Origin of the sequence: Chryseobacterium angstadtii (genome assembly GCF_001045465.1) — a bacterium.
Classification (GTDB): domain Bacteria; phylum Bacteroidota; class Bacteroidia; order Flavobacteriales; family Weeksellaceae; genus Chryseobacterium; species Chryseobacterium angstadtii.
In genome coordinates, this window is record NZ_LFND01000001.1 from 13543 (window position 1) to 36414 (window position 22872).

Below are 22872 nucleotides of genomic sequence, written 5' to 3' on the forward strand. Positions count from 1 at the left end.
TCAGGTTATAATTACATCATTCTGAATATTAAATTTAGAAATTATTTTGATTCAAAAAAATAATTTAACAACTTTTTTCATTGTTTAACATATGCTTATCACAATATCAACTGCTTTATGATTTCGTATCATCTTCAATCCCTTTTGCCTACAACGATTGTAGTTTTTACTGAGTCTGTGTAGAATGATTATAAAGTAATTTCGCCCTTCATTTCAACCATACCGGAACCGGTTCAAAAGAGTTTATACCTATTTATATTGTGTTCACCTTATTAACCTTACAGAAAAACATATGTACCAAACTACAAATCAATACAATACACTCCTTTTTAATTTTAAAATAATCTTTTATTCTTACATTATTGACATATAATTATAAATTTGCACTTTCATATATATTGAATGAGAGAATTACTAATACGCCAGAAACAGGTTTTGTTCTTCATTATAGCCGGGGGGCTAAGTGCTGTTGTAGAAATCGGAAGCTTCAAAGCATTCAGTACCTATCTGCCTCATTTTTTTGCAGGAGAAACCAATTTTCATGGTATTCATTATCCTTTAAGTAATATTTTCTCTACAAGCTGCGGTATCATTACCAATTATTTTCTGAGCATCTGGTTTGTCTTTGAAAGAGGAAAACATTCCAAGAAAAAAGAATTTGTTTATTTCATGGGCGTTTCTTTTGTTTCAACATTATTGAGCTTAGCATTTTTCCAGATTTTCTACAGCTTTATATTTAAGGATAATATCAATTTAATTTTTTATACCTTGAGCCCTGAAATGATCAGTAAGATTGCAGCAATCCTTCTGGTTTCCATCCTTAATTATTCTGTAAAAAAGAAAGTAATTTTTAACGGTTAAACTGTGACGAAAATTTTAAACTACCTCTGGAGATTCTGGCTGCTTCTATTGGCATTTGTCTTAACTGTCACTTTGGGAATCCCGGTCTATATTCTGTCCTTTAATAAAAAGCATTACAAATACGCCTACAAGTTCATCCGGATCTGGTGTTTCGGGATGTTTTACGGTATGGGACTAAGATATGATCTTGTGAAACTTTCCGATCAGCAAAAAGACAAAAGCAAGCCGTATGTTTTTATTTCCAATCACACTTCTATCATGGATATCATGCTCACCTGCATCCTGATGCCGGACCATCCGATCTGTTTTGTGGGTAAAAAGGAGCTTGTAAAAATCCCGATCTTCGGGACCATATATAAAAGGATATGTGTAATGGTAGACCGTGGCAGTGCGAGAAGCCGTGCAGATGTCTACAGAAGGTGTGCCGAAAAGATGGAAGAAGGCAACAGCATTGCTATATTCCCTGAAGGCGGCGTACCTGATGACACTTCTATTGTTCTTGATGAATTTAAAGACGGCGCATTCACCCTTTCTTCCAAACATCACTCTCCTATTGCCGTTTATACCTTTGTAGGATTGAAGAAAATTTTCCCTTTCGAAAACTCTCAGGGCTATCCCGGACGTGTAAAAGTATATTTCAACGGAATCATTGAACCGTCTGACTCTCCAAAGGACCTAAAAACAGCAGCTTACAATGAGATAAAAAAAACGTTACTGAAGCATACTATATAAAAGAAATAGTTATATTTGTTTGCGAAATTTTTAACAAACATGTCAAATTATTCTAAACAAACCAATTGGGGACAGTTTATTCCTCTGGTTACTGTGTTTTTTTTCTGGGGATTTGTTGCGGCAAGTAATGACATTCTGATCCCGGTTTTCCAAAAGGCCTTTAAATTAACCCAAACCGAAAGCATGCTCGTACAGATCTGTTTTTATGTGGCTTACACGGTGGGGTCTTTAATTTATATGGGCGTTTCAAAAGGCCTGAAACAGGATCTTATCAATAAAATAGGTTACAAAAACGGCCTTATTTTAGGTCTTCTTATTTCTGCCGCAGGAACTTTACTATTCTATCCGGCCGCTAATATGGCTTCGTTTCCGCTGATGATTTCAGGTCTCTTTATTGTGGGTCTGGGATTCTCTTTACAGCAGATTGTTGCCAATCCGCTAGCTATTGAAGTAGGCCCTACCGAAACAGGATCTCAAAGACTTACTATGGCAGGCGGAATCAATAACCTGGGAACAACCATTGGACCTCTAATTGTGTCTTTTGCTATTTTCGGGGCTACATCTAATGCCAATACGGAAGCAAGTATCGAAAGTGTAAAGGTTCCTTACCTTATGCTCGGGGCTGCGTTTGTATTAGTAGCCATCATGCTGAAGTTTTCATCTCTCCCTGCAGTAACACCAACCAATACAGAAGACACGGACGATGTTATTCCGGGAGACCACAAGACCTCTGCTTTCCAGTACCCTCAGCTGGTGATGGGAATGATTGCCATATTTGTGTATGTAGGTGTGGAAGTGTCTACAGCAAGTAACCTTCCTGCTTATATGGAAAAAAGTTTAGGATTTGAAACAAAAGAAGTAGCTCCATACATTTCACTATACTGGGCCTCATTGATGATTGGCCGTTGGACAGGTGCCGTAGAGGCATTTGATCTGAGTGCAGGGTTTAAAAAGATTTTAAGATTCCTTGCGCCTTATCTTGCGTTTGGTGTATTCTTATTGGTAAATGCCATTGCTAAACATGACCTCTCTCATTTCTATGTTTACGGGCTTGTTATCATTGCCATGATTATCTGTGATATTATGAGTAAAGGAAACCCGGCGAGAATGCTTTTAATCTTTTCTGTTGCAGGTATTACTGCTTTACTGATTGGAATGTTTACAACAGGAATGGTTTCTGTTTATGCTTTTACCAGCGTAGGCTTATTCTGCTCCACGCTATGGCCATGTATTTTTGCTCTTGCCATCAACGGACTTGGAAAACATACCAACCAGGGTTCAGGATACCTGATTATGATGATTATGGGTGGTGGAATCGTGAGCTTTATTCAGGGATATATTGCCGATAAAACAAATATCCACTTCAGCTATATCGTAGGTGTTATCTGTTTTGCGTATCTTGCATTCTATGCAATCCGTGTAACCGGGATCTTAAAATCCCAGGGTATTGATCTGGATAAAATCTCAAAAGGCAGTGGTCACTAATACTACAAAAATAACATATAAAAAGAGATTCTGGGCAGGTATATTACTTGCCCAATTTCTTTTGTTTTATGCATTCTCAAAATTGAAAATGATGGTTTCTTTTTTCGAATGGTTCTTTGAATTACAGAAAAAAGTCCATCAGATTCTTTTCAGCTGGATTCCGTTTTCTTTTGGAGATCTGGCCTACCTGTTTCTGGGAGCTTTCCTTTTGTACGGTATTATTTTATGTTTTAAAAAGAAAAGCAGAAATAAGGCGGTCTTACAGCTTTTAGCCGTTATCAATATCTTCTACTTCATCTATCAGATCTTTTGGGGTATGCTGTATTTCCAGACGCCTGTCATCAGAAAACTTTCCAGCCAGAAAGAGCCGGAAATAGGCAAAGCAAAGACACTTGCATTACGGTATCTTGAAAAATGCAAAGCCACCAGACAATCTGTAAAGGAAGACAAGAACGGAATATTCATTATCACGGATCTGAATTCTGTACAGACCGAAATTCTAAGCCGGCAAGCTCAACTGCCCAAATACATTTCAGACAAGGAGGCTCCACAGATTAATGCTTTCAAGCCCAGCCTTTTTAAAACCGTTATGAACTTCACAGGAATATTAGGCTATTATAATCCTTTTACGGCAGAAGCTCAGTACAATTCACAACTTCCGCATACCATGATTCCTTTCACTTCCGCTCATGAAAGCTCGCATCAGCTTGGTTTTGCAAGAGAGCAGGAAGCTAATTTCATAGGCTATCTGATTGGCACCAATTCAACAAATCAGGACCTGAAATACAGTACTGAATATTTTACGTTAAAAAGCCTTTTAAGATTTATTGTTGAAAAAGACCCTGAATTCGTCAAAGGGGTCCTTCATCGTTATTCTCCTGCTATGAAAAGAGACAGATTATATGAGAGAAGTTTCATCTTCAGACATCAGGGTTGGCTGGATGATTTCTTCGGATTTACCAATAATCTGTTTTTAAAAAGCAACCAGCAGGAAGGAGCGGTTACCTATTCTTATTTCATAGATCTTCTTCTGAATTATGAAAAATAAGTAAAATACCGATTGAAAAAGCAATTTTATTTTTCTCTTAATATGGAATTAAACCGCTGGATCATTCCCTATTTCTTGTACCTCCGTTTTATTTTTAAATTATTTATCAGATTCTTCTTTAATTTATTTTCGGAGTGGAAGATGGCTGTTTTTTGCTTTGTATGATCAATCAATATTTCCCTCTCATTTCTCATTGAATATTGATTCATTTTTGTGTGACTATTTGGGATATAAAACAAAAGAATCGTATCAGGCGATACGATTCTAAAAACACAAATGATGAAAAAAAATTTATTACCTTGACTTGTTCCCTCATTCAAGGCGTTGTAAAAGTACAATATATTTTATTAATACAAAAACATTTTTCTCCTTTTTTTAAACTTTAAGAAAACTTTATGATTTTTTAAGTTCTTTTGAGTTCATTGCTGAAAATTAGAATTTTAATAAAATAAAAGTTTAGATAAACATTCAATATTCAAATTTTAATTCACCTAATAAAAGGATAAAAAATCAAACGTTTGTTTAAGAATAAAACATTTGATTTTTGAGCTATTTTTTTCAATTAAAAAATTGGAGTTATTTTCAAAATCAGAGAAAATGAATATAAAAAAAGAAGAAAAATAAAATTTCCGGAGCCCGGTTTTCCTATCCTACTCAATTGATTTTTCCAATTTTTAGTTTTTATCTGTTAAAACTGTATTTAATAATCACAAAAAAAGCCACTTCCCCGATTGTGATAATGAATACAGCTTGATACAAATTTTACAAAAGAAAATACTACTTGATCTTAGATTTTAATTCTTCTATTTCTTTTTTTTGCAGCTCGTTCTGTTCCTTCAATATTTTAATATAATCATGTAAACTGTCTATAATAGAAGTTGGAATACTATAATAATTTACATGATCATTGAAAGTTGAGCCATCAAAATTAAAAGAAAACTTATGATCGTCCTCTTTTATTTCTTCAACAGGAACTTGCAGTGCATCCGCCAGTTTTTTCCATTCGTCCTCATGAATTCTAGTCTCACCACGTTCTTTGCGGGAGTAGTTGGAGGTATCTGTAGCTAATATCTTTGCCATCTTTTCCTGGGATATGCCTTTTTGCTTTCTTAAATTTCTTAATTTTTCTTGTATCATCTCATTTGTGGTTTAAAGCAAGTATACGCAAAATAGGCTCAAGTTTTGACAAAAAATTACCAAAAAATCGCAAATTATTTCTTATATATGTGATGTATTTATTTTTAGTTTTGAGATGTCAATACGGACACAAAATGAAAATAAATTTATTATGAAAAATTAAAAAAAAGTTTCAAGAAAAGAATTGAAAAATCTGAAAGGTTTAGGATCAATAGTTGACGAGGAATATAATGAAGGAGGAAGCACTTATAAATGTTGTTCAGATCTCTATACCTGTGGCGCATGTGGCATTGGCGGCAATTGTTCATCAGGTTATTTTTTAAGAGCTTGTTAAAATCGACAAAATCATAGGGCTGTTGAATAATTATTTGACGGTCTTTTGTTTTAAATAAAGAATATAATGAATACAATTAAAATCATAATTCTTATTTTGACCTCAGTAAACATTTTTGGTCAAAACAAACAATTTTTCTATGAATACAAATTCATTCCTGATTCTAATAACGTGAAAAATTTAGACAAAGAAATAATGGTTTTGAATATTGGTCATGATAAATCGGAATTCTATAGTTTTGAGAAATACAAATCGGACTCAACAATGAATGCAGATTTAAAGAAAGGAATCTTTTCCATGCCCTTTAACAAAAAAATGAATAGTGATAGAGTCGTTAGAGATATTAATACTCAAAAAATTGAATTTATTACATCTCTTGAGCCTTATAGATATTCAGTTAGTCAGAATATAGATTTGAAATGGAATATACTTGCAGAGTTTAATAATATTTTAGGGTATACTGTGCAAAAAGCAACCACAGAGTTTGGAGGCAGAAAGTGGATTGCCTGGTTTGCAAAAGAGATCCCAATACAAAGTGGTCCGTATAAATTTTTTGGACTTCCGGGGTTGATACTTAAAATAGAGGATGTTCACAAAAACCACATTTTTGAATTAAAAGGAATAAAAACCACAAAAGGAGACTTCAATTATCCTTACGTGAATAATTTTAAAGATGTGAAAATTACGTATCCAAAATATGTAAAAATTTATAGAAATTTTAGGAAAAATCCTATGGCAGGTTCAGTTGGGGCTTTTCCAGACCAAACAGATGCTAATGGTGTTTTTCACTCGGGAGATGAAATTTTTCGTCAATTCGAGAAAGCAGCGCTTGAAAACTTGAAGAAAGACAATAATATTATCGAAATTGACTTACTTAAAAATTAATTGTTATCTTCATAATTACTAAATAAGCACAAAATCATCATATGAATTCCGGTCGCCTCATGGACTCCTTCAAACTCAATAAATAAGAATTTTATTTCCAGTTCAATTCTCATTCAAATTATCCTTCAGCTTTGACTTTAAGTCATACTTTTATTTTTTTAGACTAAAAAAATGATGCTTATGAAATGGATAAAAAATATTAGGACGAATGCCTGAAAATTTATTCGTATCATGGAAGATCTTTCCGAAGCCATCCAATATCCTTATTGAGGAATATTGAATGTAGAGTTTCATGATGAAAATATTTATTTTTTTAACTGAATCAATTAAAAAATATAGATTTTTTTACACATAATCAAATATTTAACAATTATATATCACAGTTAAAAGAAAAAAGTTTGTTTTTTTAAAACATCTGCGTATTTTAGTTAAAAATATTACTATGATTTTCGACAAACTAATTAACTATCTAAAACTCGATAAACAGGAATTTTCGTTCCAGTTCAATTCCCATCCGAATTATCCTTCCGCATTAGCTTTTAGTGATACACTTAATTTTATGGGTGTAAAAAATGATGCCTATGAGCTTGATAAGGAATATTGGGATGAGCTGCCGGAAGAATTTATCGCGATTGTAGATAATTCCTTTTCTTTAGTCAAGAAATCGGGAAGCAGTTATTCAGTTTATTCGGAAAAAGCCAAAACACTCAATAAAGAAGAATTACACAAAAAATCTACAGATTTTGTTCTGCTCTTTGAAAAAACCGACCAAGCAGAAAATAGGCTGGCTTTCAACTTCCAACCTCTATTATACCTTGTATTTGCCATTATCCTTATATATTCTTTTTTCAGTCAGAGTCTTTATGAAGCCTTTTTTAATCTTCTTTCCTTAGCGGGTGTTTATATTTCCATGGAAATATTCAATCAGAAGTTCGGGAACAACTCTACAGTAATTGGAAGTATATGTGGAGACACTTCAGCCAAGCAGACAGCCAACTCATGTGATAAGATCATCAAACAGGATAAAACCAGCATTTTAGGCTTAAAATTTTCGGATTTTTCCCTGATTTATTTTGCAGGACTTACCATCCTGGGACTTTTCCTTCCCTCTACAGCTTATATTGTAAAAGGATTTACTATTGTTTCTGTAATTGCTATTGCCTATTCATTATATATTCAGGCTTTTGTAGAAAAAACATTCTGCAGGGTATGTCTTCTGATTATTTCAATTCTGGGCGGCCAGCTTGCCCTTAGAATTCTGTTTTTTGAAAATACTCCGTTCAGCGTAGGAGCACTTCTGCTGACTGCTGTTATGTGGATAGTGACCTTCTCTGCTGTATTGTATTTCAGCACTATTCTTTCTCAGAAAGAAAATCTTCAGAAATCCAATGCCAAGAACCTTAGATTTAAAAGAAATTACGAGCTTTTCAAAAGCCAGATCCTTGAAAATGAAAGAATCCGGTTTCAGGATACCGAGACTTTTTCGCTGGGAAAAAAAGACGCAAAACTTCGTCTTTCTATTGTATCAAATCCTTACTGCGGATTCTGTAAAGACGGGCATAAAATAATGGAAGGACTTCTTGAAAAATATCCTGATGATATTTCCGTACAGATCCGTTTCAACTATTCTCCGGAAAGAGCCGATGAAAAATACACCAAACTGCTTTCTGCATTCAGCTCAATCTATCACAATAAACCTCAGAACGAATTTCTTAAAGCTGTTGAAGAATGGTTTGAGACAAGAGACGAGAACAAAATTGCTGCATTATCCGGATCCACTGCACAGGAAGATCTTACTCCATTCATTGAAATGACAAAAGATAACAGCAGCGCCGGACTGAATTTTACCCCTATTTTTATTCTGAACGGATATCAGTTCCCGGATAAGTACGACCGTGAAGATATTTGGTTCTTCGTTGACGAATTGATGGAAGACGAGGACTTTCAATAAGAATTTATCCACGAATTGAAAAATTCACTATCTTAGGAAAAAATATAAGCGTATTCCGAAAAGCTTTGAAAGAGTAGGAAGCCAAAAACTAAACGACATTATGAAAAATTTAAAAAAAGTATCAAGAGAAAACTTAAAGACAATTAAAGGAGGATTTAGAAGATGTCCTGATAATGGAGAATGCGGTGGAGATCTGTGCTGTGCAAACGGTGCATGCAGACCCATATCCGGCGCAGGTCCTGATACTTATTACTGTACTGCGTACCCTATCAACTAATATGACTTCTTTCCAGAAGTTGTTCATCAAAACAGTAAGCTAAAATGGCACTATTAGTAGCCTATGAACCGTTAAGTACAACAATGAATAAAGCAAAAATGTCGTCCTTTCGTGACGGCATTTTATAATGAGTATTAATTTTGAAGAAATTTCCCTTTTATAAACAGCCGGATGCTAAAGACTGCGGACCTACCTGCCTTAGAATTGTAAGTAAATATTACGGCAGAAGTATCTCTCTGCAGCAGATTCGTACCCTTTCTGAAACTACCCGTGAAGGAAGCAGCCTTTTAGGTCTGAGCGATGCATCAGAAAATTTAGGATTCCGTTCTCTTGGAGTCCAGATCAATTTCAATACCCTTGCAGAAGAAGTTCCCTTCCCCTGCATTGTACACTGGAACAAGAACCATTTCGTTGTTGTTTATAAAATTGATAAAAATAATAAAGTCTATATTTCAGATCCCAGTTATGGACTGATTACGTATAGCCGTGAAGAATTCATCAAATTATGGATCGGAGAAAATGCCAACGAAAATACAGAAGAAGGAATTGCCCTGATTCTCGAAACTACACCTGCATTTTTTCAGACAGAGTTTGATGCGGAGGAAAGCAAAGCCAGCTTCTCTTTCCTTTCAAAATACCTTTTTAAGTATAAATCTCTCGTTATACAGCTGGCTGTAGGGCTTCTGGCAGGAAGTTTACTTTCGCTTATTTTCCCTTTCCTTACCCAAAGTATTGTAGACGTCGGGATACAAAACCAGGATCTCAATTTCATTTACGTAGTTCTTCTCGCGCAGATTATGCTGTTTCTGGGAAGAATGGGAATTGAAGTGATCCGAAGCTGGATTCTTCTCCACCTTTCGGCAAGAATCAACATTTCCATTATTTCCGATTTCTTTATCAAATTAATGAGGCTTCCCATAAGCTTCTTTGATACGAGAATGACGGGAGATATCATGCAGAGAATCAATGACCACCACAGAATCGAACAGCTACTGACGAGTTCATCGCTAAATACCCTGTTCTCTTTGGTGAACCTTATTATATTCAGTATTGTTCTCCTTTTTTATGACTACAGATTATTTATTGTTTATCTGATAGGAGCCGCGTTATATATCGGATGGATCAGCTTTTTCCTTAGCAAAAGAAAGGAACTGGATTACAAAAGATTCTCTCAGGTTTCTCAGGAGCAAAGTAAGGTAATTGAACTTATCAACGGGATGCAGGAGATCAAGATGCACAATGCCGAAAAGCAGAAGCGTTGGGACTGGGAATTCCTGCAGGTAAAATTATTTAAAATCCGTATCAAGTCTCTTTCCCTGGAACAGTGGCAGTCTGTAGGAGGAAATTTCATTAACCAGATGAAAGATATTCTGGTGAGTTTCCTGTCTGCAAAACTTGTGCTTAGCGGAAACCTTACCCTGGGTATGATGCTTTCGGTACAATACATCATCGGGCAGCTGAACAGTCCGCTGTTACAGTTGATCGATTTTATCAAGCAGACTCAGGATGCCAAAATTTCCCTTGAAAGGCTTGGTGAAATTCACGACAAAGAAGATGAAGAAGACAAGAACGAGCAGTATGCGGGAGAAATTCCTCAAAAAGATATTGATGTAAAAAACATATCATTCAGATACATCGGGTCTGATGTTCCGGTATTTGAAGATCTTACCTTAACCATCCCTTATCAGAAAACCACAGCTATTGTAGGGGCCAGCGGAAGTGGAAAAACCACTCTTTTAAAACTTCTGATGAAATTTTACGAGCCCAATTCCGGAGAAATCAAGCTTGGAAGTACCCAGCTGAGTAATATTTCTCCAAGATTCTGGAGAGATCATTGCGGAGTGGTAATGCAGGAAGGCTATGTATTCAATGATACCATAGCCAACAATATTGCGGTTGGAGAAGATCATATAGACAAACAGAAATTAAGACGTGCCGTTGAAATAGCCAACATCAAAGAATTCATTGAGGGTCTTCCTTTAAGTTACAACACAAAGATCGGAAATGAGGGTGTAGGAGTCAGCGGTGGCCAAAAGCAGCGGCTTTTCATTGCCAGAGCCGTTTACAAATCTCCTGAATTCATCTTTTTCGATGAAGCAACTTCTGCTTTGGATGCTAATAATGAAAAAGTAATCATGGAAAATCTGGAGCAGTTCTTCAAAGGAAAAACAGCCATTGTAATTGCCCACAGATTATCAACGGTAAAGCATGCCGACAAAATCATAGTTCTGGACAAAGGCCAGGTAGTAGAGGAAGGAAACCATGCCGAACTGGTTTCTTTAAAAGGAGAATACTACAGACTGGTGAAGAATCAGCTGGAGCTTGGAAATTAATTTCCATACAATTCCGTACAAAAAAACAAATCACTAAAGCGATATCCGAAAAGCTTACAGAGTAGGAAAAAATAAAATTATGTTACTATGAAAAATCTAAAAAAATTAACAAGAACCGATCTTAAATCTCTTGCAGGAGGAGGAAGAGTCTGTGGGGATTATTTTCCGGAAAATCCACCTGAAATAGGAACACCTTTCCAATGTGACTGTGGTTTGGCATGGTGCGAAAAAATGACAGCTTGTGTTCATCCTAGCTTTTTCTCGCCTGCAAACTGTAGAGTATAAAGACAAGGAAGCATTTTATGCTTAACATCTATATATCAGCAGCTTTCTTCAGAGGGTTGCTGATATCTCAAAAATTGTATGATTTACAATAGTTTACAGGCCATCCGTTCTGCAAACTATATAGATTTAATTACTGGAAATGGTATTAGATCTTCATAGATTTAATTTTTTTAATACAATGTCAAAAGATATTTTAGATAACATAGAACTCCGCTCTGAAAGTGTTCAGGACATTCTTACCCAGCCTCCTCATTGGATGATACGCTGGGGAAACAGCGTTATATTAATTATACTTCTGCTTATCCTTGTGATGAGTTATATGATCAAGTATCCGGAATTTGTAGCCGCCCCGGTTATTGTTACCTCACAAAACCCACCTGAGAAAATAGAAGCCAGAACCAGCTCAAAAATCGAGAAAATTTTCATCAAGGATCATCAGGAGGTTAAGAAAAATGATGTCCTTATGGTAATGCAGTCTACTGCCAACTATAAAGATGTTCTGGAACTGAAAAAGCTGGTAGATTCCATATCTCCTCAGCAGCTTCAGAGTTTTCCTATTGCTCAGACTTCAAGATTCAAACTTGGGGAACTGCAAGGAGATTATAACAGTTTTGCAAAGGCTTTTCAGGATGAAGAACTTTTCACAAGACTTCAGCCGTACGCTCCGGAAAATATAGCAGCCAATCAAAGTATCTCGGAATACAGAGTAAGAATCGCTACTCTGAAACAACAGAAAAATCTGGAACTCGCCAAATACGAATTATCCAAAAAAAGTTACCAGAGATCCCAGGAACTTTTCAACCAGGGAGTAATTGCTTCTATGGAACTTGAAAACGAAAAAATAAAATATCTTCAGGCTCAGCAGAATCTTGAAAACCTTAATATTTCTATCTCTCAGATGGATGAAGGAATTTCCAATCTGAATAAAACAAAAAGCGGAACCGCTATTAACACTGAAAAAGACAAAATCACCTACTCTTCCCAGACTTTACAGCTTTTTGAACAGCTTCGTAAATCCTTGAAGCAGTGGGAACAGAATTATCTTGTGATTTCTTCTACAGATGGTATGGCCAGTTTTCAACAGTTCTTCGGTGAAAACCAGTTTGTAAAAATGTCTGAACCTATTCTTTCCATTCTTCCTACCAATAAAGAGAAGCTCGTAGGCAGAATGTCTGTTCCTACCGTGAACTCTGGAAAAGTAGCCAGAGGCCAAAAGGTATTGATCAAACTAGACAACTACCGTTTCCAGGAATATGGTATAGTGGAAGGTCAGGTACAGAATATTTCGCTTATCCCTGATGACAAGGGAAATTATTATGTTGACATCACCCTTCCCAAAGGATTAAAAACAAGCTACAATCAAAAGCTTCCTTTTGACAAAGAGCTTAGAGGTAATGCAGAGATCGTCACTCAGGATCTTCGCCTTATTGAAAGGTTCTTCTACCAAATCAGAAAATTATTGGGATACCAAAGCTAGCGTATTCCTTCAGGATATTGAAATCAAAAACCGCAGCTCAGAACAGCTGCGGTTTTCTTTTATAAAATTAAAATCGTCATGAAAAACCGGGTTTATTTTCCCGGTTTCACCTTTAAAAATATGAAACTGTAGTCTGTCGGGTATTTGTTGGCCCCTACGGAAGCGTTCTTATGACAATCCATACACTGCTTTTCCTGAATGTAGGTTTCCATCGTCACATTGGCTATATTGTTCGGGGTAATACCACCATCCATAAGCGGAGCTGTCTTATTATTGCTAGCATCCTGAACCGGGTTTTCAGGCCACTGTACATTCACCAGCTGATAATACTGCCACACCGATTTCGGATTACTGGCTTTGATTAAATCCCTGATCTGTTTGTTCAGATTCTGTATTTCAGGAGTAATGGCATTATCTGCAATACGGACTACCTGAACAGGTTTATTTAAGCTGTCTTTCCCGGGAACAGGAGACTGATTCGGTTTGTCTTTGCTGTTCGGGTTATAAAAGCAATATTTAATGGAAGGATCTACTTTCCCTTCTGTAGGAGCATTGTTCACATGTTCAAAAGTCATCCATGTAAACTGCGGCGACTGATTGGTTTTACGAATGATATGCAAACCTACCAATCCTAAATATTTCTGGGTGTATTTCCCATAGATAGGCTGGTTGTTTTTATCAAATCCTTTAATCTCGGGAACCATAGCCCTGGAAATCTTGTAAAAGTTTTTAAGTGATTCCAGCTGTGCTTCGGGAATGATTCTCCATGCCGCTTTTATTTCGATAGATTCCATAGGAAGCCATACGCCCTGATTTTTGGCGGCAAAGGCATTTAAGGTTTCGGAATTATACAGTTTGTTGTTCCGGATAAAATCACTTTCAATCGTATTCATTCTGATCTCATACCAGACAATATTTCCGCTCTGATCCGTAAGCCACGCCCCTTTTGCCTGCATGATCTCATCCACATTTCCTCCCAGCATAGTTCTTAGTTTGGGCTTCGGAAGATTTACATTAATATCCGTGAATTTATTAATCTCGTTAATATACTTCATGTAGCTGTTCTGGCTTTTAAGATTCCATTGCTGAAGCTGTGGCTTAGGTGAAAACACTTCATCGCTGCTCAGATAGCTTTCCCAAACAGTGGGTTTGTAATCTCCCGGCATCCCGTAATCAGCAGCTACTGCCGTAGTATCAGGAACTCCTCTCTGATCGGAAGCCAGCCAGTTCAAAGCAAGAAAATTTTTCCAGGCAAAACAGTTCAGTACATTTTGAGAGCTGTGTCCACAGGTAGAATCAGCCGGCAGCTGATAGCCCACCGAAGGCGGATCACAAAACGCACCGCAATCGAAATCTGCCAGTTCTTTAGAAAAACCGACTCCGGAGTTTAATTTTTTGTCCTTTTTTCCGGATTCACATGAAATTGAAATTAAACTCAGTAGAAAAAAGGAAATTAGCAGCGCTCTCATTTCAGTATTTTTTGAACCTGTTTAATCTGCTGATCGGAAAGTAACTTTTGATTAGGTAAAATACCCAGATCAGGAAGAGAACCTGCGGCTACAACTTCCAGAACACCTGATAAAGTATATCTAGCATCTGAAGCAGTATTATACAGAGCCAGAGGTTTTTCTCCCAATGCTACATTGGCATCAGCCGTAATATCTACAATAAACAACTGATTGTCATTTCCAAGATCCTGATAATCTGTTACCGATACACTAAGCCCTTTTCCAAAATCAAAACCGGTTTTCTCATTAGCATCACTGGCCAATACCGCAATTCCTTTTGTTGTAGTTCCCGCTTCAATCTGCGTAATGCAGGATGTGAGATTAGAAAATGTATTCAGTTTGTTGTAAAGACTGGCCTGAAGCAAATGATTATCCAGAAGATACTGCACACTTGGCAATGTAACCTCCGGATCTCCAACCGGAGGATATTCCTGAGGTTTATCTGCTCCTCCCGGAATTCCTGTTCCCGCGAGCTGTACTTTAAAAACATCTGCAATTTGCGAACCCCATTTCAAAGGAAGTCCTTTCACCAGAATCTCGCTGAGTTTGAACTTAGCTCCCGCAGGAACTTCAAACCGCGAATGAAGAATCATATTGAAAGGATAAAAAGTAGCTCCCGGATTGGTATCCGTACCTCTTATAATTTTATAGCAGTCTTTAATTGTATAGCCTTCAGCCGATGCAGGCATTGTAAACTGAGTAAAATCAGGAAGCTGTCCATACAAAGCGATAGGATTGGTTAATGATATTTTTAGTTTTTTATTATAAACCAATGAATTTACATTTTGTCCGATACGGGGATCACTGTTTCTGTAGATTTGTCCGTATTGCGCAGCGCAGATCAGGGTATTGGCATCTGTGATCACTTTTTTGTCAACCACTCTCAAAATAGTCGCTGCAGCTCCAAGATAAATCTCTGCTCCCAATGAGTTCGGCGGGCTTGTAAGATGTACCGCTCCTCCCCCGCTTTCACTTGCAGAAGGCCCGCTGTTCCATTTATTGATAGGATTATAAGCAGGTTTGCCGGTTTCTCTCACAATCACAGGGTTACCCTGCTCATCCAAAAGAAACAGATCTTCCATCCTTACATTGGGATTATTAAGAATTTCCTGATACAGTGAAACTACCGTATCCGGAGAAACTTTCCACATGTGGAACCAGTATTCCGGATTTTCATGGGTAAAATCAACCGCGGTAATATCTCCGTTGGCATCTCTGGTAACTGCCCACTCACAGTATTCATCCTGCCATCCTCTTGGTCCTGAAGGTCCAAATGGCTTGGTATCGGTATTCTTCGGATCACATGGATTCTTAGGAACCACTAATGTAATTCCATATTTTTTGCTGAATGCTCCCGGACCAATATCGGCAAACTCATGCAATTTGTCCTGAGCTTCTTTCTGGAAATGCTGAACGAACAGATTGGTAAAATAATGATTGATCCTGTTCGGAAAAGCTCCCCACTGTATTGGGACCGTATTATCTTTCGTAGGAGTTGCCGGAGTTACAAGGGGATTATAATACCAGCTTCTTGGATGATCATAGCTGCTGGACCATGGATTTCCCATCTGAGAATTTATGGTACAGTATTGTACATAATTGCTCCATGCATTTTCAATCTGGTTTTTCAGATCCGACTGGTCTTTAAAATCTTTTTCTGCCTGATAAGCAGGGGTGTCAAATTTTTTCATGGTTTTAATTTTTTATGGTATGTAGTTTTAAGAAGTTGAGATCATCGTGAATGCATCAGCACCGAAAGTGCAGTGAAGGTCTGATTTCAAAAAAGCACCACCAGAAAGTATTTTTTCTACTGATGCTCATCTGAGAAGTAAATTTGATACTCAAAGCTAGATATTATCCTTCGAAATTCTTTACGTATTTATACGCAATTTCTTTATTCAAAGTTTATACGCACGCCTGAAACACCTTCAATACGAATAAATTACAGACATAAAACTCCTTAAACTGTGATAAAAAAGTTCAATCATAAAAAAACCGCACTCTGAAGTGCGGTAATTTTCACCTTGGTAAGTGAAGTTGATTTGAGAAGAAAACAAAGTATTCAATTTATCTTAAATGCCGATTTCAGATGACTGCTGGTCTGAGCAACGATAATGCGTAAAAGTTTCAGACGAAAGCTAAAATGCCATCTTGGAAATCTGGGATGTTCCATATGCTCGCTGATCATGACGAATGTAACCACGATCATAGCCAGATTATGCCCTGACGGCAGCAGCATCGGGAAAAGCATCAGTGCCCATCCTGCTCCTACACACCAGACTCCATGCATAATTCCGAACATAAAAGCGTCACGGTCTGCCTCAGAACCAAAAGCTGCCAGAGGAACATGATCATGCCCACGGTTCAGACATCGTTGTTTGACCGGGGAAAACTGCCATATTACAGCTATAATCCCGACTCCTATTGCAGGAATATAAGAATTAGGCAACAACAGATTCATTCCCATAATCAAAGCATTCATAAAGAATCCCATGACAATCCATACGGCTGTATAGCCCAAAATGAAGAGCAGCGCAGACCAGAATCTACGGCTTTTAAAGCTTCTCTCATAAATATACTGAACCGGAGAGATCAGTTTGGGCAGCATCATGGCCAGTACCATCAATGTCCAGCCGATCATCAGATCAGAGACCGGGTTCATCTGTATCATCATCTGAAGAGATGCTTTTGATGGTCCTTCAAGGGTAACGTGACAGTGCTTCACCGTCATAATTCCCCCGGGATTAAACAGCAGAACTACCCAGAATAAAAGACTTACTGCCAGAATCGTTATGCTTATTGAATATCGGATTCTTTCCGAGGTTTTCATAACTGCTGTGCTTCACGGTAAATGCTTACGCGGCCTACCGTAACGGTCTCTTCTGCCGTAATTGTATTCTCTGGCAGAATGGTTACATCAAGAGAATTAATATCAAGCTGATTATTAATAAAGAGGTTATCAATAATATCTGTAATATTAAGAATAAAGGTAAGTCCTGTTCCTCCGTTGTGCCCGTCTTTATCAGAAGCATTACGCAATCCGAATAAAGAGACATGTCCGGCAAGCTGATGGTTCACGGAAACGCTTAAAATATTGGCATCTCCGGTTCCTTTTACATTTTCCAGCTGAAGATATACCTGATCCGGTAAATTGGATGCAGAGGCTTTCATCAGGCTGTTAGGTACATTCTTCCAGGAAGAGGCTTCCAGCTTCACTGTAGTCTTCGCTCCTGATCCGTCTAATTGAACCTGTCCTGCATTGGCACCAACAAGTTCTGAGTTGTCTCCTAAGTCCATATTCTGATCCTGTAAATTTTCGGTTTCAATGTTTTGTACCCCTAATTTAGTTAATCTTTGAGAAAGTGTTTTTTCCACTAATGGAGCTGTTGATGGAGCAAGATCATCATAAGTATAATCAAGTTTGCTTAAGCTGGTCATTTCTGCCGGAGTATACACCCATGCCTTATTATTTGGTAAAGGCATGATAAATTCTCTTTCTCCATACAGGGCAGGCCCTCCCAACCAGAATGGATCAATCGGGTTATGATTGTTCACGTTCCATGCGGCCCACATTCTGTCGATATTACAGTGGTGAAGATAAAAGATAGGATCAAGCCCTGCGGAATCCGGATCAGACATCAGTCCGTTTTTCCCTCCTACCTGCACGTGTACCATATTGTGAGGATTGTTTTCAAGGTTTCCGCTCAATGCTCCGTCATGTGAAAATTTTGTTTTCGGACCTCCGTAACCTGGTTTTGGAGTTGCAGAATTGCTTCCCGTATAGATTGTATTTCCCTGGCATGCCTCTGATAATGGTGGAATCTGAACATAAATATTTCCGTCACCTTTAGGACCGTATCTTGCAGTTACAAATAAAGGGTTAGGTGTTATTCCATCTGGAAGGGTTTTCTCTGTAAACGCCGGAGGTATCTTATACTGATCTCCCGGCCCCAAATAGTTCCAATACGGAAGTGACCAGTCTTCAGGGCCTCCTAAGCTGATTACTGCCTGACGAATCTGCTCTTCAAGGGCAATAAGATACCCACGATGCCAGGGAGCAAAATACCAGCTCTGGTGCTGGCACTGTTTCCAGTATTTACCCATCGTAACTGGATCAGGAAGAGGTTTTGTAGGAACTTTCGGTGGATAAGGAAGGGTATTCCAGTTTGGAAATGTACTTCCTCCCATCTGTTCACCGTGTATGGCGGCAAAAAACCACCAGCTGTTTTCGTCATTTAAAGCTCTTGACTGCATCACGCCTACTGCTTTAGCGTACCATAAAAGATCGGGATTATCAAAAGTCCCGCCCTGGTCCCAAGCATTTTTTCTTGTAAACTTTGCCATTGAATTAATTTTTTGTTTTCGGTTATTATAAAGTTTTTATCAAAAGGACTGCTTTTTCCAAAGCAGCTTTCATGTTAACCACAAATCTATGCACACGCATCGAAAAAGTATTACGTATTTATACTTAATTTTCCCTATTGTGTGAATTTATATGTGCGGTTTTCTCCCTTTAAATAATAAAGATGAGTATCGGGTTGATAGCTGGAAGATTAATTTTGCATTGGAGAAGGCTTCTCTTTTTTACGCAAATGATTTTTCTAGATGTATAATTTAAGGAGGCTAAGATGTAATCAATTCCATTGATTCTTTTTAAGCGAATGAATAAAGACCATAAGATTTCTTTGGGGACACTTTAGGTCAAATAAAAGTACAATTGAATTTTTTATTGAGTGAATAACTTTTGGGATAGCTTCATTGCAGTCCCATAAAAGTTACCGGGAGAAACTTTTTGCCATCATTTTAAGATCGGTTATAATGATGATTGAAAATGAAAAAGGGAAAGCAATCTGTAATGCTTTCCCTTTTATTGTAGCGAAGACGGGAATTGAACCCGTGACCTCAGGGTTATGAATCCTGCGCTCTAACCAACTGAGCTACCTCGCCGTTTTGGTGGTGCAAATATAGAAAATATTTGTTTACCACCAAAATTATTTTAACTTAAAATATTCTAAAACATCGCCCACGTGGTCTGGTTTGTTGATTATCTTATTGTTAGCATCTAAAATAAAATACGTCGGAGTTGCATGAACATTGTAGGTATCTACGTAACTGCTGTTCCATCCTCTTAATTCCGAATCATTCACCCAGGGAAATGCGGCAATCTTTTGAGTATAGGAAGTCTTATCTGTATCCAGAGATAATCCTACAATCTGAATATTTTTAGCTTTTAAATCATTGTATTTAGCCAAAAGCTGTGGAAGCTCGGTTTCGCAGTGTGAACAGGTAGATGACCAGAAAACCACCACTTTTTTGTCAGCCTTCACATCGTAAAGAGACTTTGCAGAGGTATTGGAAACCGACTGAAATTTAACGTTAGGGAATGTGGCTCCCATTTCTACATTAGCGTTGGATTTCAGTGTCGTAGCCAATCTGTCGTTAATTGTACATTTGAGATTTTTCGCAAGGGTAAGATATTTGGTTTTAAATTCTTCCATATCGTAGGCATCAAAGATGTCAATAAGTTCTGACAAGACGGTCTGCCCTCTTGGAGTTTCTACCTTCAATCGGTCTAAAAGCGTATCTACAGCCCCTCCTACGTTGGTATTCCCTCCTGAGTTCAGGTATGAAACCAAAACAGGTCTTAAAAGAGAGGAAGACTCAAGCATATCGTTGGATTTATCCAGGAAATTAATGATATCGTCCTGCGTTACTTTTTTGTTCGGATCCGAAGAATTGGATAGAAATTTACTGTAATTGGTATTATAGAAAGATATGAACGGATGCTGTGCAGCATCTACCCCTGTATTTGTGCCGGAAAGCCTGTTTATTTCAGCTTTCAGAGCTTTTCCGAAGTCTGTGTTATCTTTATAGTATTCTTTAATCTGTGCCAGAGCAGGAAGGATGAGTTCTTTTTTCTGTGAGCCCTCCTGTTGCTTGCTCATAATATCATTGACTTCATCAAGATAGGCTACGTCTTTAATCTTATTGTTCTGAACATCCATTTTGATGCTCACATTTTTGTTCTCAGAAACAAAACTTACCGAATTATTTGAAGCGGGAAAGTATACTTTCATCATTCCCATGTAATGGTTGGGATATTTGAAAGTCCATGTTCCGTTCTTGCCTTGTTCTTTAGTAACAATTATATCTTTTGAACCGTTTAATGTGTATAGGATGGCATCCTGGTCTTTAAATTCGGCGGTAGCCTGTACGGTAACCGTAAACTGAGCCTGTAGAGAGAATGCAGCTAGTACTGCAGATAATATATATATCTTTTTCATAAAGTAAAAATAAAAAAACTCTCTGATTAATCAGAGAGTTTAATGTTATTTTAATAAAATTTTAGGCTTTTTGGCTCTTTAATTTCTTTGTGTAGAATACAATAAATGCAACGGCAACAATGGATAACAGATAAACATACATATCAATTGGTGATGCAGCTCCTCCTGGTCCTACCCCTCCGGTACCTCCACCTCCCGGTACTGGTGGAATTTCGTCATTTGCCTTGACTAATAGCGTTCCGAATAAGAAAAGAGCGAATACTAGTTTATTAATAGTTTTCATAATATTTATTTTAAGATTTTAGTGTTAACAGTTTCTCCTTTATCAGAAACAATTTTTACAACATAGGAGTTTTTAACAGCGCCATTAAGCTCTATTACAAAATCTCTAGATGCATCAACTGCTTTTTTGGAGATCACTAGTTTTCCGCTCATATCATAAACTTCAATATCTGCTTTTTTCCAGTTTGGATCGAATCTAACAATGTAGTTGGTAATTTCCGGATTGTATACCACCATTGTTCTTGAAGGTGTGGCTATATTATCTTTTGTTCCTAACACCACATTATTTGGTTCACCATAGTATAAATCATAAGATGAAACAGCACTTGGTGCTACACCTCCTTGTACTGCCTGTTGTACCGTACCGTTTGATGGTTTATAATAGAAACCGATACCAGCAGATAACTGATGTGCTCCTGCAGGAATTAATTCACCGTTTTCTCTTATTTCAAATTTATATGATTTAACTATGTCTGTCTTATAGTTTACAAGTTTAACATTTTTACCGGTGAAGTTGGTTTCATTGGCTTCGTTGATATACAACCAATATTGGCCTGTATAGTTTGGATCATATCCACCATTCAAAGCTTCTTCAAATGTTCCGATCATGTTACCCGTTGTAGATGTAGCCTGCACCGAAGTGGTTGTAGAAGTCTGGTGACCTGTAACAGCATTAGGAGAAACTACATAATAAGTTCTTGCCACTTCATTTCCATTAGCATCTAAACCAATTACTCCAAGTTGCTTTACTGTTCCGTCTATATTCTTACCACCACCGTTTTTAGCAGCAGTAACACTATAATTAGTTGCAGCAGCTCTTACAGTCTGGTTAAATCTTCTAAGGGTATTAAATGTTAGAGATTGTGAGGTATTGTCTCTCAGCTTCAATACAAAAGTCTGCATTGGCTTGATGATCAGACCAATATCTCCCACAGGAACACCACCAGTCGTAAAAGTCTGGATTAATGCTCCGTTACTGTATGTCTGTCCTTGAGATCCTACAGTAACTGTTCCAGGATCGTATCTTACTCCCCAGATATTAGAAACGTTGTTGTTATCAGTTGTTCCTGCGTTTTCTACGTATCCTATTCTTGATAAGTCAAGATTGGTAAGGAAAGGGTTTCCAAACTGGTAAATGTTTTTACCATATGTATTTCCCCAAGGAGTAATTGAATTTTCGAACTGATCCTGAAGATAGGTATTGTATCTTTCGTTGTATCCGTTAATAGCATTACCACCTGCCCCAAAGGTAACATTTCCTCCGTTCTGAAGAGTTGTGTTAGTTGCAAATGTAGCATAAGGACGTCCATTAACAGTACGTAATGAACTACTTGTATCTAGGTTGTTGTTGTTAGATCCCAGCATATAATATCCGGAACCATCACTGGTAGGAACAGTCAGATCAGCAAAATCGGCAACCGCCGCTGTGTTGTTCCATTTTAGAATTTCATTTTGGCTTCTTCTTACAGTACCAAAAGTTTTACCCAATTCCGTAGATAGGGTATTGAGAGGCTTGCCAAAGAAAGGCATTGCCACCTGCTGATAGAAACTTCCGTTACCATGTTTCTTGGTACGGAATTCTTTACTTACAATTCCTGTAATATTGGCCTGGGATAATCCATCCACATATAACTGTCCGTAAGTAGACGCGTCGTCAGTAGCAGTGGGAGTGTTAAGCCTTAAAATAATATTTCCACCGTCGGTTTTATCAGCACCTCCGGTAGTAATTGTCTTAAAAGCGTCTCCAGCAGCCCCTACAACCATAACGTTTCCATGTACGTCCAAAAGGCCATTACCTCTTGTCTGTACACCTCCACCGCTATAAACCAGGGTGCCTTCGCTTACATACATATTAGCATTAGTGTCAACGTGACATAGTACCTGCGCCTGAACAGAGTAACTAATTGCTAAAAGACCTATAGCAAATAAACTTTTTCTCATTGTATAAATTATTTGTGTGTTAATACAATCTTCACCCGCAAAGGTAAGATTT

General features: G+C 37.5%; 18 protein-coding genes and 1 tRNA gene. 10 read left to right on the plus strand and 9 right to left on the minus strand.

What is annotated here, in order from left to right:
- The first annotated feature begins 402 nt into the window (after nt 1–402).
- From ACM46_RS00040 to ACM46_RS00055, 4 genes are all read left to right on the plus strand, one after another.
- Complete coding sequence (locus tag ACM46_RS00040; protein ID WP_048504599.1) at nt 403–861, plus strand: GtrA family protein; 459 nt, start codon at nt 403–405, stop codon at nt 859–861.
- A gap of 3 nt (nt 862–864) precedes the next feature.
- Nucleotides 865–1593: a lysophospholipid acyltransferase family protein gene (locus tag ACM46_RS00045; RefSeq protein ID WP_083997298.1), complete on the plus strand. Its 729-nt coding sequence runs from the start codon at nt 865–867 to the stop codon at nt 1591–1593.
- 39 nt (nt 1594–1632) lie between these two features.
- The gene (locus ACM46_RS00050) at nt 1633–3078 is read left to right on the plus strand and encodes an MFS transporter (RefSeq protein ID WP_048504600.1); all 1446 of its coding nucleotides are present in this window, start codon (nt 1633–1635) and stop codon (nt 3076–3078) included.
- Between the two features lie 88 nt (nt 3079–3166).
- Nucleotides 3167–4126 carry a DUF3810 domain-containing protein gene (locus ACM46_RS00055; protein ID WP_083997299.1) on the plus strand — a complete coding sequence of 320 codons (960 nt, stop codon included), beginning with the start codon at nt 3167–3169 and terminating at the stop codon, nt 4124–4126.
- Nucleotides 4127–4903: 777 nt separating this feature from the next.
- Here the strand turns inward: ACM46_RS00055 and ACM46_RS00065 are convergent.
- The gene (locus ACM46_RS00065) at nt 4904–5263 is read right to left on the minus strand and encodes a helix-turn-helix domain-containing protein (RefSeq protein ID WP_048504603.1); all 360 of its coding nucleotides are present in this window, start codon (nt 5261–5263) and stop codon (nt 4904–4906) included.
- Nucleotides 5264–5663: 400 nt separating this feature from the next.
- On the opposite strand from ACM46_RS00065, the gene ACM46_RS00070 reads away from it, so the two are divergent.
- The 6 genes from ACM46_RS00070 to ACM46_RS00085 all read left to right on the plus strand — a co-directional run bounded on the left by ACM46_RS00070 (nt 5664) and on the right by ACM46_RS00085 (nt 12805).
- Complete coding sequence (locus ACM46_RS00070; RefSeq protein ID WP_048504604.1) at nt 5664–6482, plus strand: GLPGLI family protein; 819 nt, start codon at nt 5664–5666, stop codon at nt 6480–6482.
- Nucleotides 6483–6924: 442 nt separating this feature from the next.
- On the plus strand, nt 6925–8433 hold the full coding sequence (locus ACM46_RS00075) for a vitamin K epoxide reductase family protein (protein WP_048504605.1): 1509 nt from the start codon (nt 6925–6927) through the stop codon (nt 8431–8433).
- 100 nt (nt 8434–8533) lie between these two features.
- A complete protein-coding gene (locus tag ACM46_RS23225; protein ID WP_157859405.1) occupies nt 8534–8710 on the plus strand; it encodes a bacteriocin-like protein in 177 nt (58 codons plus the stop codon).
- A gap of 140 nt (nt 8711–8850) precedes the next feature.
- Nucleotides 8851–11043 (plus strand): peptidase domain-containing ABC transporter, encoded by a 2193-nt coding sequence (locus ACM46_RS00080; RefSeq protein ID WP_048504606.1) that lies wholly within the window; start codon nt 8851–8853, stop codon nt 11041–11043.
- 87 nt (nt 11044–11130) lie between these two features.
- Entirely contained in the window at nt 11131–11328 is a 198-nt protein-coding gene (locus ACM46_RS22885) for a bacteriocin-like protein (protein ID WP_083997300.1), read from the plus strand.
- Nucleotides 11329–11506: 178 nt separating this feature from the next.
- A complete protein-coding gene (locus tag ACM46_RS00085; protein ID WP_048504607.1) occupies nt 11507–12805 on the plus strand; it encodes an HlyD family secretion protein in 1299 nt (432 codons plus the stop codon).
- A 92-nt stretch (nt 12806–12897) separates the two neighbouring features.
- On the opposite strand, the gene ACM46_RS00090 is transcribed toward ACM46_RS00085, so the two are convergent.
- The 8 genes from ACM46_RS00090 to ACM46_RS00125 all read right to left on the minus strand — a co-directional run bounded on the left by ACM46_RS00090 (nt 12898) and on the right by ACM46_RS00125 (nt 22820).
- The gene (locus tag ACM46_RS00090; RefSeq protein ID WP_048504608.1) at nt 12898–14274 is read right to left on the minus strand and encodes a hypothetical protein; all 1377 of its coding nucleotides are present in this window, start codon (nt 14272–14274) and stop codon (nt 12898–12900) included.
- Nucleotides 14271–16004 (minus strand): hypothetical protein, encoded by a 1734-nt coding sequence (locus ACM46_RS00095; RefSeq protein ID WP_048504609.1) that lies wholly within the window; start codon nt 16002–16004, stop codon nt 14271–14273. Before ACM46_RS00095 ends, ACM46_RS00090 begins: the two co-directional genes overlap by 4 nt.
- Before the next feature lie 371 nt (nt 16005–16375).
- Entirely contained in the window at nt 16376–17143 is a 768-nt protein-coding gene (locus ACM46_RS00100; protein WP_048504610.1) for a DUF2182 domain-containing protein, read from the minus strand.
- The gene (locus ACM46_RS00105) at nt 17140–18657 is read right to left on the minus strand and encodes a tyrosinase family protein (RefSeq protein WP_048504611.1); all 1518 of its coding nucleotides are present in this window, start codon (nt 18655–18657) and stop codon (nt 17140–17142) included. The genes ACM46_RS00100 and ACM46_RS00105 overlap by 4 nt, the downstream gene beginning before the upstream one ends.
- 529 nt (nt 18658–19186) lie before the next feature.
- Nucleotides 19187–19260 (minus strand) — tRNA-Met (locus tag ACM46_RS00110).
- Between the two features lie 44 nt (nt 19261–19304).
- Nucleotides 19305–20597: a peroxiredoxin family protein gene (locus ACM46_RS00115; RefSeq protein ID WP_048504612.1), complete on the minus strand. Its 1293-nt coding sequence runs from the start codon at nt 20595–20597 to the stop codon at nt 19305–19307.
- Between the two features lie 61 nt (nt 20598–20658).
- Nucleotides 20659–20880: a hypothetical protein gene (locus ACM46_RS00120; RefSeq protein WP_048504613.1), complete on the minus strand. Its 222-nt coding sequence runs from the start codon at nt 20878–20880 to the stop codon at nt 20659–20661.
- Nucleotides 20881–20885: 5 nt separating this feature from the next.
- Nucleotides 20886–22820 (minus strand): T9SS type A sorting domain-containing protein, encoded by a 1935-nt coding sequence (locus ACM46_RS00125; RefSeq protein ID WP_048504614.1) that lies wholly within the window; start codon nt 22818–22820, stop codon nt 20886–20888.
- Nucleotides 22821–22872 lie beyond the last annotated feature (52 nt).

Bases quoted from the DNA above. Each gene is read 5' to 3' on its own strand.
- ACM46_RS22885 (WP_083997300.1), top strand. From the start codon at position 11,131: ATGAAAAATCTAAAAAAATTAACAAGAACCGATCTTAAATCTCTTGCA.
- ACM46_RS00120 (WP_048504613.1), bottom strand. From the start codon at position 20,880: ATGAAAACTATTAATAAACTAGTATTCGCTCTTTTCTTATTCGGAACG.
- ACM46_RS00070 (WP_048504604.1), top strand. From the start codon at position 5,664: ATGAATACAATTAAAATCATAATTCTTATTTTGACCTCAGTAAACATT.
- ACM46_RS00055 (WP_083997299.1), top strand. From the start codon at position 3,167: ATGATGGTTTCTTTTTTCGAATGGTTCTTTGAATTACAGAAAAAAGTC.
- ACM46_RS00050 (WP_048504600.1), top strand. From the start codon at position 1,633: ATGTCAAATTATTCTAAACAAACCAATTGGGGACAGTTTATTCCTCTG.
- ACM46_RS00105 (WP_048504611.1), bottom strand. From the start codon at position 18,657: ATGGCAAAGTTTACAAGAAAAAATGCTTGGGACCAGGGCGGGACTTTT.
- ACM46_RS00090 (WP_048504608.1), bottom strand. From the start codon at position 14,274: ATGAGAGCGCTGCTAATTTCCTTTTTTCTACTGAGTTTAATTTCAATT.
- ACM46_RS00065 (WP_048504603.1), bottom strand. From the start codon at position 5,263: ATGATACAAGAAAAATTAAGAAATTTAAGAAAGCAAAAAGGCATATCC.
- ACM46_RS00095 (WP_048504609.1), bottom strand. From the start codon at position 16,004: ATGAAAAAATTTGACACCCCTGCTTATCAGGCAGAAAAAGATTTTAAA.
- ACM46_RS00115 (WP_048504612.1), bottom strand. From the start codon at position 20,597: ATGAAAAAGATATATATATTATCTGCAGTACTAGCTGCATTCTCTCTA.
- ACM46_RS00040 (WP_048504599.1), top strand. From the start codon at position 403: ATGAGAGAATTACTAATACGCCAGAAACAGGTTTTGTTCTTCATTATA.
- ACM46_RS00125 (WP_048504614.1), bottom strand. From the start codon at position 22,820: ATGAGAAAAAGTTTATTTGCTATAGGTCTTTTAGCAATTAGTTACTCT.
- ACM46_RS00075 (WP_048504605.1), top strand. From the start codon at position 6,925: ATGATTTTCGACAAACTAATTAACTATCTAAAACTCGATAAACAGGAA.
- ACM46_RS00100 (WP_048504610.1), bottom strand. From the start codon at position 17,143: ATGAAAACCTCGGAAAGAATCCGATATTCAATAAGCATAACGATTCTG.
- ACM46_RS23225 (WP_157859405.1), top strand. From the start codon at position 8,534: ATGAAAAATTTAAAAAAAGTATCAAGAGAAAACTTAAAGACAATTAAA.
- ACM46_RS00085 (WP_048504607.1), top strand. From the start codon at position 11,507: ATGTCAAAAGATATTTTAGATAACATAGAACTCCGCTCTGAAAGTGTT.